The organism is Gemmatimonadaceae bacterium (assembly GCA_035533755.1).
GTDB lineage: Bacteria > Gemmatimonadota > Gemmatimonadetes > Gemmatimonadales > Gemmatimonadaceae > JAGWRI01.
Genome location: DATLTC010000060.1, coordinates 61,633 through 73,814, shown reverse-complemented (window position 1 = coordinate 73,814; position 12,182 = coordinate 61,633). Strand labels below are relative to the sequence as shown.

The following is a 12,182-nucleotide window of genomic DNA, read 5'->3' as shown; positions in this document are numbered from 1 at the left end:
ATCTACCCGAACCGCTCGCGCGCCAACTCCAGCACGATCTGCGCCGCGCCCTCGATGCCCAGCGTCGCCGTGTTCACGCACAGATCGTAGTTCTCGACGGCCCGCCAGTCGCGGTGCCAGTGCTGGTTCACGTAGCGTTCGCGCTGGCGGTTCATCTGGTCCACGATCCGCAGGGCTTCGTCCTGCGACACGCCGCGTTCGGTGCTCACGGACGCCGCCAGCGCCGGGCGCGGCGCATAACAGAATACGTGCAGCGCGTCGGGCCGGTTGGCGAGCACGCACTGTGCGCCGCGCCCCACGAGCACGGCGGGGCCGGCCTGCACCGCTTCCTCGATCACCACCCGGGTCACGGCGACGATGCGTTCCTCGGTCGGCGGGAGCGACGAGTCGGCCACGGGCAGCATCTCGGGGGCGCTCAGCGTGAGCGCGGCCGCGATGCGCTCGACCAGCGACGGCACGCGCTCCTCGTGCGCCGATACCTCGGCGCGCGAGACGCCCAACCGCTCCGCCACCGCGTCCACGACGCGGTTGTCCAGCAGATCCCAGCCCAGCGACTCGGCCACGCGCTCCGCCACCAGCGAACCGCCCGAGCCGAACATGCGCGAGATCGTCACGATGGCCATCGCGTCACCCGCGCCGGAGCCGGCGGATCCGCACTTCCTCCACCACCCCGAATCCGAGCGACGCCCACGCGGCGGCGCCGGCCGTCTCGCCGGGCACGTTGTGCAGCCGCATCTCGTCCAGCCCGCGGGCCGCGCACCAGCGGTCCGCCTCGTCGAGCAGCGCGCGCAGCACGCCGCGGCGGCGCAGCGCCGGCACCACGTAGGCCGACGAGACGTACGCGAAATGCTCGGGCAACAGCAGCGGCGAGGCGTGCGATTCGGTGCACCGCAGCAGGCCCACCACGCCGCCGCCGAGCACCGCCAGCAGGAACACGTCGTGCGCCGACGCGATCTGTTCCGCGCACATCGCGGGGGCGCGGTCCTCGGCGTCGGGATGCAGCCGCCCGTACACCGGATGCCCGGCGAACTCCCGCAGCAGTGCCAGGCGCAGCGCGACCACCGCATCCACGTCGCCCGCCGTGGCTTCGCGCACGACGAGCCCGGCCACCCGGGCCGGCGCCATCGCGCGTGCCGCGTCCGTGGCGTGCATCACCGGCGCGCTACCCGAGCCCGCCGCCGAAGTAATCCTGATTGGGACGCCGGCGCGGCTCGGCCACGGCGCGCGTGTACCGGCCGCCGTCGCTGCGCGAGATGCGCCGGCGCGCGACCAGCGCTTCGAGCACCAGCTCGCACCCCGCCACGGCTTGCGGCGCATCGTCCTCCCGCGCCAGACCCGTGTTGTGCACGATGCGGAGCAGGTCGGGCACGACGTCGAACCCCTGCAGGACCACGTCGGCCTTGGCGTCGTCGGCCACCTGGAGCGCGCCGCCCTCGTCGAACCACATCACGATCTCGTCCACGTTCACGCCCCCAGCCCGCTCCTCGAAGGTCTCGTCGGCCGCCTTGCGAATCAACTCGCGGGCGATCGTCGCGCCGCCCACCAGCTCCCCCTCGTACTCCAGTTCGAGCTTGCCCGTGATCGCGGGGAGCGCCGCGTAGAGATCCGACACCCGCGGCACGATCTCCGCGTCGCCCGTGGCCACGGCGCGCCGCTCGGCGTTCGACACCACGTTCTCGGTCACGCTGATCGGCATCCGCTGCGACACGCCCGAGCGCTTGTCCACGCGCCGGTCGACGCGCGCCGCGAACGCCACCCGCTCCACCAACTCGGCGATGAAGTCGGGAATGCGCACCGGCCGATGCCCGCGCGCCGTCCACGCTTCCTGCTGCGTGATCGCCATGCCCAGCTCCACCGTCTCCGGGTAGTGCGTCATGATCTCGCTGCCGATGCGGTCCTTGAGCGGCGTGATGATCTTGCCGCGCGCCGTGTAGTCTTCGGGGTTCGCCGTGAAGCACAGCTGCACGTCCAGCGACAGGCGCACCGGATACCCCTTGATCTGCACGTCGCCTTCCTGCATCACGTTGAACAACCCCACCTGCACCTTGCCGGCCAGGTCGGGCAGTTCGTTGAGCGCGAAGATGCCGCGGTTGGCGCGCGGCAGCATGCCGTAGTGGATGGTGAGTTCGTCCGACAGCACGTGCCCGCCGCGCGCCGCCTTGATCGGATCGAGATCGCCGATCAGGTCGGCGATCGTCACGTCGGGCGTGGCCAGCTTCTCCACGTACCGGTGCTCGCGTCCCACCCAGGCGATCGGCGTGTCGTCGCCCGCTTCGGTGATCAGCGTACGGCCGAACTTGGAGATCGGCGCGAACGGATTGTCGTTCACCTCGCTCCCGGCCACGATCGGCATCGCGTCGTCGAGCAGCGTCGTGAGCGCTCGCAGGATGCGCGACTTGGCCTGCCCGCGCAGCCCGAGCAGGATGAAGTTGTGCCGCGACAGGATCGCGTTCACGATCTGCGGCATCACGGTGTCCTCGTAGCCGAGCACTCCGTCGAACAACGGCCCGTCGGTGCACAGGCGCGCCAGCAGGTTCTGGCGCATCTCGTCCTTCACGGAACGCATGGCCCGCTCGGGGACGCCGAACGGTGAGCGCTTGAGAGCGCCGAGGGTTTCTGGAAAGTGCGTCACGGGCTGCTCCGAGGTGATACGCGGAATCAGCTAAGCCATGCCGCGAGGCGCAAGGGGCCGCTCAGTCGGCGAGCGAAATCTCTACGCGATTGTCGTAGAACACGGGTCCATGGCCCATGTCCGTCTCGCGCTGCGACGTGGTCTGATTGGCGTTGGCGCCGTCGGACGCCAGCTTGCCCCACCAGATCGACGGCGCCCACACCACGCCCTCGCGGATCGTGTCCTCCACGCGGGCCAGCGCCGTGAACGCGCCGCGGTCGTTGTGGATGGCCACGCGCATGCCGGGCGCGATGCCGCGGCGCTCGGCGTCCCGCGGGTGGAGCACGCACTCGGGCTCCCGCGCCGCGCGGCGCAGGGCGTCCACGTTCACGAACGTGGAATTGAGAAATTGGTGCGCCGGCGACGAGATGAGGACGAGCGGAAATCGCGCCGCCAGTTCGGGGGCGAGCTCCGGCCCTTCGTACGGCGGCGTGTACGCCGGCAGCGGATCGAGTCCCATCTCCAGCATCCGCGCCGAGTACAGCTCGCACTTGCCGCTCGGCGTGGGGAACCCGCCGTCGGCGAACGGGAGGTACGGCGTCGGCACGTCGAGCCGCATCCAGCCGCGTTCCAGCAACGCCTGGAACGTCACGCCGCGCAGCGCCTCGCTCCGCGTGTCCAGGGCCTGCCGGATGAGCGTCAGATCGTCGTCGCCGAACGCCTCGTGCGCCAGGCCCATGCGCGCCGCGAGCAGACGGAAGATCTCGGTGTTCGGCTTGCACGCCCCGAGCGGCGCGATCGACGGCCGGTTGAGCGTCACGTAATGGTGGCCGTACGCCAGATGCACGTCCCAGTGCTCCAGTTGCGTCGTGGCGGGGAGCACGTAGTCGGCCCAGTCGGCGGTGTCGGTCTGGAAGTGCTCCAGCACCACCGTGAACAGATCGTCGCGCGCCAGCCCCCGGAGCACGGCGTTGCGGTCGGGCGCCACCGCCGCCGGATTGGAGTTGTACACCACCAGCGCCTTCACCGGCGGCCCGCCCACCCCCGCGTCGGGCTGCGCGAGCGCCTCGCCCAGGCGGATCATGTTGATGGTGCGCACCGGCGGCGAGAGATCGGGACGCTCCAACGCCTGCGTGTTGAACCGGAAGTTGGCGCTCGTCGAGAGCTGCACGCCTCCGCCGGGCCGGCGCCAGTGCCCGGCCACGGCGGGCAGACAGGCGATGGTGCGCACCGCCATCCCGCCGCCGGCGTGCCGCTGCAACCCGTAGTTCACGCGAATGAACGCGGCCCGGGCCCGGCCGAACTCCTCGCCCAATCGCGCCACCACGTCGGCGTCGATTCCCGTGATCGCCGCCACGCGGTCCGGCGGATACTCCCCGGCGCGCTCGCGCAGCGCCGCCTCGCCCAGCGCGTGGCGCGCCAGGTAGTCGCGATCCTCGAGCCCGCTCGCGAACATCACGTGCATCATCCCCAACGCCAGCGCCGCGTCGGCGCCGGGGCGGATGCCGATCCATTCGTCGCACTGCGCCGCCGTGCGCGTGCAGATGGGGTCGATCGCGATCACGCGCGCCCCCCGTTCCCGCGCCCGCAGCACGAACGGCCAGAGATGCGGATTCGACGTCAGCGTGTTGGTGCCCCACAGCAGCACGAGATCGCTGTCCGGGAGGCCCTCGGCGTCGGCCCCGACGTTGGCGCCCACCGTCATCCGCATGCCCATCGTGCCGGCCATGGAGCAGATCGTGCGGTCGAGCTTCGACGCGCCGAGATGGTGGAAGAAGCGGCGGTCCATCGACGCGCCCTGCACCAGGCCCATCGTCCCCGCGTATGAGTAGGGCAGGATCGCCTGCGGCCCGTCGCTCGACTGCGCCACGGCGGTCAGGCGCGCCGCGATGTCGCGCAACGCGTCGTCCCACGACACCGGTTCGAACTGTCCCCGCCCCTTGGGGCCCACCCGCCGCAGCGGCTGCAGCAGGCGATCGCGGTGATACGTGCGCTCGATGTAGCGATTCACCTTGGCGCAGAGGAAGCCGTTCGTGAACGGATGCGCGGGGTCGCCCACGACGCGCGTCGCGCGTCCGTTCTCGACCGTGACCAGCATCGCGCACGTATCAGGGCAGTCGTGTGGACAGGCGGCCCGCACCACACCGGATTGCACGATTTCGGTGGTGGGGCGCGGGTGGGAAGACGGCGGCATCTGGTCTCGTCGCGGGCGTGGGTTCCTAACCTAGGCGCGCTGGTTGGCGGCGCAACGCCGGTCGCGGCGCACATTCCCGCCGCTGGTTAAGGTTTCCTAGTGTAGGTAATCGATTTCAAACAAACGAGTTACCGTACCACGCCTCAAGACATTGCGCTCCCATGCAATTGGCGAGCACGCGCTCCGGCGCATCGTCGGGTGGTGGAGGAAGCTGTTGCGCCACACGCACTTGGCGCAGATTGTGACTCTTGACACCTACGCCCGGGTCGGTAAGTTACGTGCCGCAGATGCTCGGGCACCTTCCGTTGTGTGCAGCGGTGCTACGCGGCTCTCAGCCACCCCCGATTTTCCCAGGAGATTTCCATGAAGCGCTTGGCCCTCGTTGCCGCTGTATTCGCGGTTGCCGCATGCTCGTCGCAGTCCAAACCCGCCGCTGACACGGCTGCCGCGGCGCCCGCCGCTGCTCCGGCGGCTGCGCCCGCCGATTCGTCGGCGATGAACATGGACTCGACCAAGAAGGACACGACGGTGAAGAAGGACTCGACGAAGACGACGACCACGACCACGACCACGTCGACGACGACGAAGAAGGCCGTTCCGGTCAAGAAGCCGTAACTGCAGGGTATTTCAAGACCGCCGAACGGGCGCGACCGCAAGGTCGCGCCCGTTTGCGTTACCGCGCATCCCGTGACCGCGCGCGCCACCAGGCGAAGGCGTCGCGCACGCCGTCGGCCGGGCGCACGGCGGGGGTCCACCCGAGTTCCCGCCGGGCGCGCTCCGACGTGAACGGATTGTCGCGGGTGAGAAAATCCACCGCCGTCGCGCCGCCCACCCGCAGCCGTCCCAGCGACAGGGCCCGCACGCCCGTCTTGGCGGCGCGCAGCGCGCCGTGCGCCATCCCGAGCGGAATCGGGACGAAGTGCGCCGTGCGCCCGAGGCCGCGCGCGCCGTACGCGAAGAACTCGCGCACCGTCACGTCATAGTCGTTGGCCAGATTGTAGGCCCGCCCGCCGGCCACGTCGCTCGTGGCCGCGCGCACCGCGCCGTCGGCCACGTTCGCCGCGTGCACCACGGCGAGTGTGCTCCGCCCGCCGGCGATCAACGGCACGACACCGAACCGCAGCAGCGGCGCGAGCCGCGGCACGAACTGCCGGTCGCGTCGTCCGTACACCACGTCGGGGCGAATCGCCGTGGCCCAGATGCGCCCCTCGCGGTGCGCCGCCATCACCAACTCCTCGGACTCCCGCTTGGAGCGCGCGTAGTACGCGCGCTCGTGCAGCGGCAGCAGGGGTAGATCCTCGCTCGTCTTCGTGCCCTGCCGCTCGCCCAGGTACCGCGTTTCCGATCCGTACACGGCCACGCTGCTCACCTGCATCAGGCGCGCGCCCGCCGAGGCCGCCGCCGAGATCGCGTTGCGGGTGCCGTCCACATTCACCGTGCGATACGCTTCCCAGCCGCGGGTCATGATCTCGGCCGCGGCGTGGAAGATCACGTCGCACCCCACGGCCGCGGCGGCGAACGACGGTTGGTCGAGCACGTCGCCGCGGCGGAGCTCCACGCCGAGCGCGGCCAGCTCCTGCGCCCGCGACGGGTCGCGCACCAGGGCGCGCACCGTCCACCCGTCGGCCTGCAGGCGCTCGACGATGTGCCAGCCCACCATCCCGGTGGCGCCGGTGACGAGCGCGCGCATTATTCGCCGGCGAAAGGGAGGGCGCACACGTCCACGCGCCCTTCGCCGCCGTCCCACCGGGCGGTGAGCGTCGTGCCCGGTTCGATCTCGCGCCGCACCATGCCCAGCGCGATCGCGCCCAGGCGCGGCGACGTGACCGACGTTCGCACGTCGCCCACCTCCTTGCCCGCGTCGTCCACTAGCACGGCGCCGCTCGGCGCCCCCCCCGCGCCGGGCGCGCGCAGCCCGCGCAGATGCCGGTTCACGTGGCCCTTGAAGTGCACCCGGGCCACGATCTCCTGTCCCACGTAGCAACCCTTGGTGTAGCTGATCGCGTGCAGCTCGTCGAGGTTCGCTTCCTGGACCAGCGTCGTGTCGTCCATGTCGAGCCCCCACTCGGGGCGCCCGGCCTCGACGCGCGCGATCTCCCACGCCGCCAGGCCGCACGCCGTCGCGCCGGCCTTGGTGGCGCGTTGCCAGAGCGCCGCGAACGCCGGCGTGGGCGCGAACAGTTCGTACCCGTCCGCGGCGAGCTCCGGGGTGCGCGCCACCAGCACCGGCACGCCGTCCACCATCGCGCGAACGTGCGCGTACGGCGGGAGCAGGGCGAGCGCGCTGCTGTTCACGCCCGTCATCGCCTCCACCACGTGGCGCGCCGTGGGCCCGTACACGCCGATCGTGCGCAGGCCGGCGGTCTCGTCGGCATGCGGCGCGAGCCGCGGATTCACGTACTTCCGGATCATCTCGCGCCATCCCTCGCCCGCCCGCGGCCCCGTGTCGGTGAGCACGCTCCCCTCGTCCACGAAGATCCGCACGTCGGCGATGATCTTTCCCTTGGGCGACAGCGCTGCCGCGTACTGCCCCTGTCCGGGCTGCAGCGCCTGCGTGTCGTTGGTCACGAGACCGGCGATCATCTCGGCGGCCTTGGCGCCGCTCACGCGCAGCCGCACGCGATGGCTGCGGTCCACGACCACGGCGCGCTGCCGCAGCGCGCCGTATTCGGCGGCCGCGTTCGTGTAGGCCATCACCACGTTCGCGCCGGCGATCGTGGCGTATGACGGCGCGGCGGGCGTGATCGTTCCGGCCACGAGTTCGCTCACGAGGCCGCCTCGTGCGCCCACCGTTCGAGTTCGGAGAGCACGTCGTGGCCGGCGTCGGCCAGCGACGGCACGAGTCCGTCCGCCTCCACGGCCTGATGGGCCGGCACGTCGCCCACCGCGAGGCAACGCACGCCCGCGGCCCGCGCCGCGAGGATGCCGGGCAGCGCGTCCTCGAGGGCCAGCACGCGGTCGCGCGCCAGCGGGCGGCGACTCTGGAGACGCGCCAGCGCGCGCGCGTAGCTCTCCGGCGCCGGCTTGTTGTCCAGCACGTCGTCGGCGCACACGATCACCTCGAACGCGTCGTGCAACCCCGACAGCCCGAGCACGAAGTCCACCGTGGACCGGCTGGCGCGCGTCACCAGCGCCAGGCGCGACCGTGCCTGGGCGATCGTGATCATCACCCGCGCGCCTTCGCGCAGCGTGATCCCGCGGCTCGCGCGCTCGGTGAAATACCGCTCGGCGCGCAGGCTGATCAGGTCGAGCGCGGTGGGGTCGCGCGTGAGCCCCATCAGTTTCACGGCCACCGCCGCCGCGGTGCGAGAGGGAACGCCGAGCACCACGTCGGATGCGCCGGGGGGCAGCGCCACCACCCCTTCGTCGGCCAGCGCGCGGGAGAGAGCGTCGAAACGAGCGGCGCGCGTTTCGACCACAACCCCCTCCAATTCAAGAAGCAGGGCGTCGAGCATGACTCGTAAGTAACACCCGCGCGCCGCCGACCGCCACGTCGGCCGCGTACGCCGCGTCGAGCAGGTCCACGGGGTGAATGGCCCGCGCCGACATCCCGGCGCGCTTCATCCCGGCGCCGATCTGCATCAGGCATCCGGGATTTCCGGTGGCCACGTAGGCCGCCCCCGTATCCGAGATGTTGCGCAGCTTGGGGGCGAGCACGGCCGCCGAGATCGCCGGCTCGAGGAGACCGTACATGCCGGCGCCGCCGCAGCACTGGTCGGCGTCGGCCAGCGGCACCACGTCCAATCCGCCCACCGCAGCCAACACGCGGCGCGGCGGATCGCTCACCCGCTGCGCGTGCAGCAGATGACAGGGCGCGTCGTAGGTCACGCGCCGCGCCGCGCCCCGGGCCGTCGTGGGCCCCGCCTCGGCCAGCAGCTCGCTCACGTCGCGCACGCGCGCGGCCATCGCCGCCGCCCGAGCCGCCCATTCCGGATCGTCGGCCAGCAGATGGCCGTACGACTTGCACATCGCGCCGCATCCGGCCGAGTTGACGGCCACGAGGTCGGTCCCCGCGCGCTCGAAGGCGGTGATGTTGGCGCGGGCCAGCGCGCGCGCGCCGGCCAGATCGCCGGCGTGGGCGTGCAGCGCGCCGCAACACTGCTGGCCCGGCGCCGGCACCACGCCGAAACCGTTCACCGCGAGCACGCGCGCCGTGGCGCGATTGGTCCCGGCAAACAGCCCCTCCATCACGCATCCGTCGAGCAACGCCACCGTGCCGCGGGCGTCGCTGGCCGGAACGGGATACGCCGGGGCGGCCACCGGACGGCGGGTGGCGTCGAGCATCGCGAACGCGAACCCCGCGCGCCCCGGAAGCCGCGACAGGAGGCTCGCCAGGCGCGTGGCCCGCAGCGCGCGCGCCATGCCCATCGCCGCGCGCAACGGCGCGCGGCGCGCGAACACCGCCAGCATCGCCCGCGCCGCGAGTGGCAGCGGCCGTTGCTCGACGAGCGTGGCGCGCGTGGCCTCGAGCAGGTCGCCATAGGGGACGCCCGACGGACACGCCGTCTCGCAGGCGCGGCAGCCCAGGCAGCGGTCGATATGCGACCGCACGTCCGGGTCCTGCGGCATCAGCGTACCCTCGAGCAGGCCGCGCATGAGCACCACGCGCCCGCGCGGGCTGTCGTTCTCGTCCTCCAGCGCCAGATACGTGGGACAGCTCTGCAGGCAGAAGCCGCAGTGCACGCACGCGTCGATCCCCGCGCGCGCGCCGGCCAGTGGTGTGCCGGGAAGCGCGCAGGCGGGGGGCGACCCGGTGGCGCCGCTCATGCCACGTCTCCCATGATGCCCGGATTGAGGATGCGCCGTGGGTCGAACGCGGCGCGGATGCCGCGCGACAGGTGATCCGCTGCCGCCGGCCGAAGCGCCGACCACGCGGGGCCCGGCAACACCTCGCCGATGCGCATGCCGTCGAATGGCGCGGCCAGCGCCTGGCGCACGCGACGCACGGCCTCCGGGTCGGTGAGCGTTGCCGGCGCCACGCAGCGCACCACGCCGCGCAGCGGGCTCCCGTGCATCCACGCGCCGTCGAGTGGGGCCACCGCCTGTCGCGCCGCCCCCCACGTGGCCGCGAACCGCGACGGCCGCTGCGACATCCGCCACACGGCGCAGTCGGGCGACTCGGCGCCGCGCAGCGCGGACCACACCGCGTCGTCCGCCGGCCGGAAGGCGCCGGCGCCGAGGCGCGCCAGCCCGTCGCGCTGGGCGCGCAGCGAGTCCGCGTTGCCAGCAATGCGCACCATGAGCGCCGGTGCTCCCGGCAGCCCGAGCCGAGCCGCCAACGCGCCGCTCACCAGTTCGCACGCGAATGGCACGGTGGTGAGCGCGCGCAATCCGGTGGCGAGCGCATCGAGCGCCGCCGGGTCGTCGGCGGCGCCCAGCGCGAGCGTCTCGTGCGTTTCGGGCAGGGCGCGCAGCCGCACCGTGACCTCGGTAATCACGCCCAGCGTTCCCCACGCGCCCGCCGTCAGGCGCACGAGGTCGAAGCCCGCCACGTTCTTCACCACGCGCCCGCCGCCGCGCACGATGTCGCCCGCGCCGGTGACGAACTCGACGCCGAGCAGCAGATCGCGCGGCGTGCCGAACGCCGTGGCGTGCGGCCCCGCCGACGCCGTGGCCACGGTGGCGCCGATGCTTCCCGCGTCGCCGCCATAGGGATCGAGCGCCAGCCACTGGCCGTGGGCGCGCGTGGCCCGCGCGATGTCGGCGAGCGGCGTGCCCGCGCGGGCCGTGAGCGTGAGGTCGCCCGGCACGTAGTCCACGATCCCGGCGCACTCGGCAACCGAGAGCAGGGCGTCGGCCATCACCGGCCGATTGGCGGCGGACCAGGTGCCGCGCCCGGTCACGCGCAGCCGCGTGCCCGCGGCGGCGGCTTCGCGCACGCGCGCGGCAATGTCGCGCGTGGCCGCGGTCACCGTCCGCCTCGCGCGTTCGGCGCCGCGTGCCATTCACGGCAACTGTGCACGGGCACCACCTTGCCCGGATTCAGGCGCCGCGCCGGATCCCACACGTCGCGCAGATCGCACATCGCGCGCAGCGACTCGGCGGAGAAGATCGCGTCCATGTAGGGCAGCTTGTCGAGGCCCACGCCGTGTTCGCCGGTGATCGTGCCGCCAGCCGCGATGCACGCCTGCATGATGTCCCGCATCGCCGCGTGCACCCGGGCCGTCTCGTCGGGGTCGTTGGCGTTGTAGGCCACGTTGGGGTGCACGTTGCCGTCGCCGGCGTGGAACACGTTGCACACCGTCACCCGCCGGCGGATCGCGATCGCCTGGATCTCCGCCAGCACCCGCGGCAGCTGCGTGCGCGGCACCACCGCGTCCTGCACCACGAGGTGGGGCGACAACCGGCCCATCGCGCCGAACGCCTTCTTGCGTCCCTGCCAGAGGCGCGCGCGCTCGGGCTCGTCGCGGGCAATGCGCACCGCGCGCGCGCCCTCGGCGCGGCACATCGCGTCCACCGCCGTCACGTCGGCTTCGAGACCGGCCAGCGCGCCGTCGAGTTCGATGAGCAGCACGGCGGCGGCGTCCACCGGATAGCCGGCGGCGTAGATCGACGCCTCGACCATCCGGATGGTGGGCGCGTCGAGCATCTCGAGGGCGGCGGGCACGATCCCGCTCGCGACGATCGCCGACACCGCGCGTGCCGCGGCGTCGAGGCTCGTGAAGTCGACGAGCAGCGTGCGCACCGCTTCGGGGTCGGGCGTGAGGCGCACGGTGATGTCGAGCGCGACGCCGAAGCATCCCTCCGATCCCACGAACGCCCCGACCAGGTCGTAGCCGTCGGCTTCCCCGTCGGCGTTGCCGAGGTGCACGATCCGTCCGTCGGCCAGCACCACGGTGAGCGCCACGACGTGGTTGGTGGTCACGCCGTACTTGAGGCAGTGCGGACCGCCGGCGTTCTCGGCCACGTTGCCCCCGATCGTGCACGCCGCCTGGCTGGACGGATCGGGCGCGTAGTGCAGGCCGTGCGGGCTCGCGGCGCGCGTGAGCGCGACGTTCACCACGCCAGGCTCGACCACGGCAAGGCGGTTGTCGGGATCGATGGACAGGATGCGCGTGAGGCGATTGAGTCCCAGCAGCACGACCCCGTCGGCCAGCGCGCCGCCCGACAGTCCGGTGCCGGCGCCGCGCGGGACGAAGGCCACGCCGGCGTCGGCGAGCGCGCGCACGACGGCCACCACCTCGTCGCGCGTGCCGGGAAACACCGCGCAGGCGGGTTGCCGATGATACGACGGCAGGCCGTCGGCGCTGTAGGCCACGAGTTCGCTGGTGCGGCGCAGCAGGCGCCGCTCGCCCACGATGTGCGCGAGCCGCGCCGCGAGATCGGCGTCGATGGTTCCCGGCACGTGATCGGTGGGTGGGGTCATGGCTCTCGCGA

General features: G+C 72.4%; 11 protein-coding genes. 1 reads left to right on the top strand and 10 read right to left on the bottom strand.

The window, feature by feature from the left end:
• Positions 1-2: 2 nt before the first annotated feature.
• The 4 genes from VNE60_09210 to VNE60_09195 form a co-directional block, all read right to left on the bottom strand.
• Complete coding sequence (locus VNE60_09210; GenBank protein HVB31687.1) at positions 3-623, bottom strand: cytidylate kinase-like family protein; 621 nt, start codon at positions 621-623, stop codon at positions 3-5.
• A gap of 4 nt (positions 624-627) precedes the next feature.
• A complete protein-coding gene (locus VNE60_09205; protein ID HVB31686.1) occupies positions 628-1,152 on the bottom strand; it encodes a GNAT family N-acetyltransferase in 525 nt (174 codons plus the stop codon).
• 10 nt (positions 1,153-1,162) lie between these two features.
• Positions 1,163-2,632 (bottom strand): sigma 54-interacting transcriptional regulator, encoded by a 1,470-nt coding sequence (locus tag VNE60_09200; GenBank protein ID HVB31685.1) that lies wholly within the window; start codon positions 2,630-2,632, stop codon positions 1,163-1,165.
• A gap of 61 nt (positions 2,633-2,693) precedes the next feature.
• On the bottom strand, positions 2,694-4,805 hold the full coding sequence (locus VNE60_09195; protein ID HVB31684.1) for a molybdopterin oxidoreductase family protein: 2,112 nt from the start codon (positions 4,803-4,805) through the stop codon (positions 2,694-2,696).
• Between the two features lie 363 nt (positions 4,806-5,168).
• Between VNE60_09195 and VNE60_09190 the strand changes: the two genes are divergently transcribed.
• Positions 5,169-5,420, top strand: a complete 252-nt coding sequence (locus VNE60_09190) for a hypothetical protein (protein HVB31683.1) — start codon at positions 5,169-5,171, stop codon at positions 5,418-5,420.
• A gap of 58 nt (positions 5,421-5,478) precedes the next feature.
• On the opposite strand, the gene VNE60_09185 is transcribed toward VNE60_09190, so the two are convergent.
• The 6 genes from VNE60_09185 to VNE60_09160 are packed head-to-tail and all read right to left on the bottom strand — an operon-like array spanning position 5,479 to position 12,171.
• Complete coding sequence (locus tag VNE60_09185) at positions 5,479-6,495, bottom strand: NAD-dependent epimerase/dehydratase family protein (GenBank protein HVB31682.1); 1,017 nt, start codon at positions 6,493-6,495, stop codon at positions 5,479-5,481.
• A complete protein-coding gene (locus VNE60_09180) occupies positions 6,495-7,574 on the bottom strand; it encodes a glycine cleavage T C-terminal barrel domain-containing protein (GenBank protein ID HVB31681.1) in 1,080 nt (359 codons plus the stop codon). The genes VNE60_09185 and VNE60_09180 overlap by 1 nt, the downstream gene beginning before the upstream one ends.
• Complete coding sequence (locus tag VNE60_09175) at positions 7,571-8,260, bottom strand: HAD family phosphatase (GenBank protein HVB31680.1); 690 nt, start codon at positions 8,258-8,260, stop codon at positions 7,571-7,573. Before VNE60_09175 ends, VNE60_09180 begins: the two co-directional genes overlap by 4 nt.
• Positions 8,238-9,572 carry a heterodisulfide reductase-related iron-sulfur binding cluster gene (locus tag VNE60_09170; protein ID HVB31679.1) on the bottom strand — a complete coding sequence of 445 codons (1,335 nt, stop codon included), beginning with the start codon at positions 9,570-9,572 and terminating at the stop codon, positions 8,238-8,240. Before VNE60_09170 ends, VNE60_09175 begins: the two co-directional genes overlap by 23 nt.
• Complete coding sequence (locus tag VNE60_09165) at positions 9,569-10,717, bottom strand: FAD-binding protein (protein HVB31678.1); 1,149 nt, start codon at positions 10,715-10,717, stop codon at positions 9,569-9,571. The genes VNE60_09170 and VNE60_09165 overlap by 4 nt, the downstream gene beginning before the upstream one ends.
• On the bottom strand, positions 10,714-12,171 hold the full coding sequence (locus VNE60_09160; protein ID HVB31677.1) for an FAD-linked oxidase C-terminal domain-containing protein: 1,458 nt from the start codon (positions 12,169-12,171) through the stop codon (positions 10,714-10,716). The genes VNE60_09165 and VNE60_09160 overlap by 4 nt, the downstream gene beginning before the upstream one ends.
• Between the last annotated feature and the right edge of the window lie 11 nt (positions 12,172-12,182).

What these genes read in the sequence shown, in the direction of transcription:
- VNE60_09160 (HVB31677.1), bottom strand. Translation starts at nt 12,171, where the DNA reads ATGACCCCACCCACCGATCACGTGCCGGGAACCATCGACGCCGATCTC.
- VNE60_09175 (HVB31680.1), bottom strand. Translation starts at nt 8,260, where the DNA reads ATGCTCGACGCCCTGCTTCTTGAATTGGAGGGGGTTGTGGTCGAAACG.
- VNE60_09190 (HVB31683.1), top strand. Translation starts at nt 5,169, where the DNA reads ATGAAGCGCTTGGCCCTCGTTGCCGCTGTATTCGCGGTTGCCGCATGC.
- VNE60_09170 (HVB31679.1), bottom strand. Translation starts at nt 9,572, where the DNA reads ATGAGCGGCGCCACCGGGTCGCCCCCCGCCTGCGCGCTTCCCGGCACA.
- VNE60_09195 (HVB31684.1), bottom strand. Translation starts at nt 4,805, where the DNA reads ATGCCGCCGTCTTCCCACCCGCGCCCCACCACCGAAATCGTGCAATCC.
- VNE60_09210 (HVB31687.1), bottom strand. Translation starts at nt 623, where the DNA reads ATGGCCATCGTGACGATCTCGCGCATGTTCGGCTCGGGCGGTTCGCTG.
- VNE60_09185 (HVB31682.1), bottom strand. Translation starts at nt 6,495, where the DNA reads ATGCGCGCGCTCGTCACCGGCGCCACCGGGATGGTGGGCTGGCACATC.
- VNE60_09205 (HVB31686.1), bottom strand. Translation starts at nt 1,152, where the DNA reads ATGCACGCCACGGACGCGGCACGCGCGATGGCGCCGGCCCGGGTGGCC.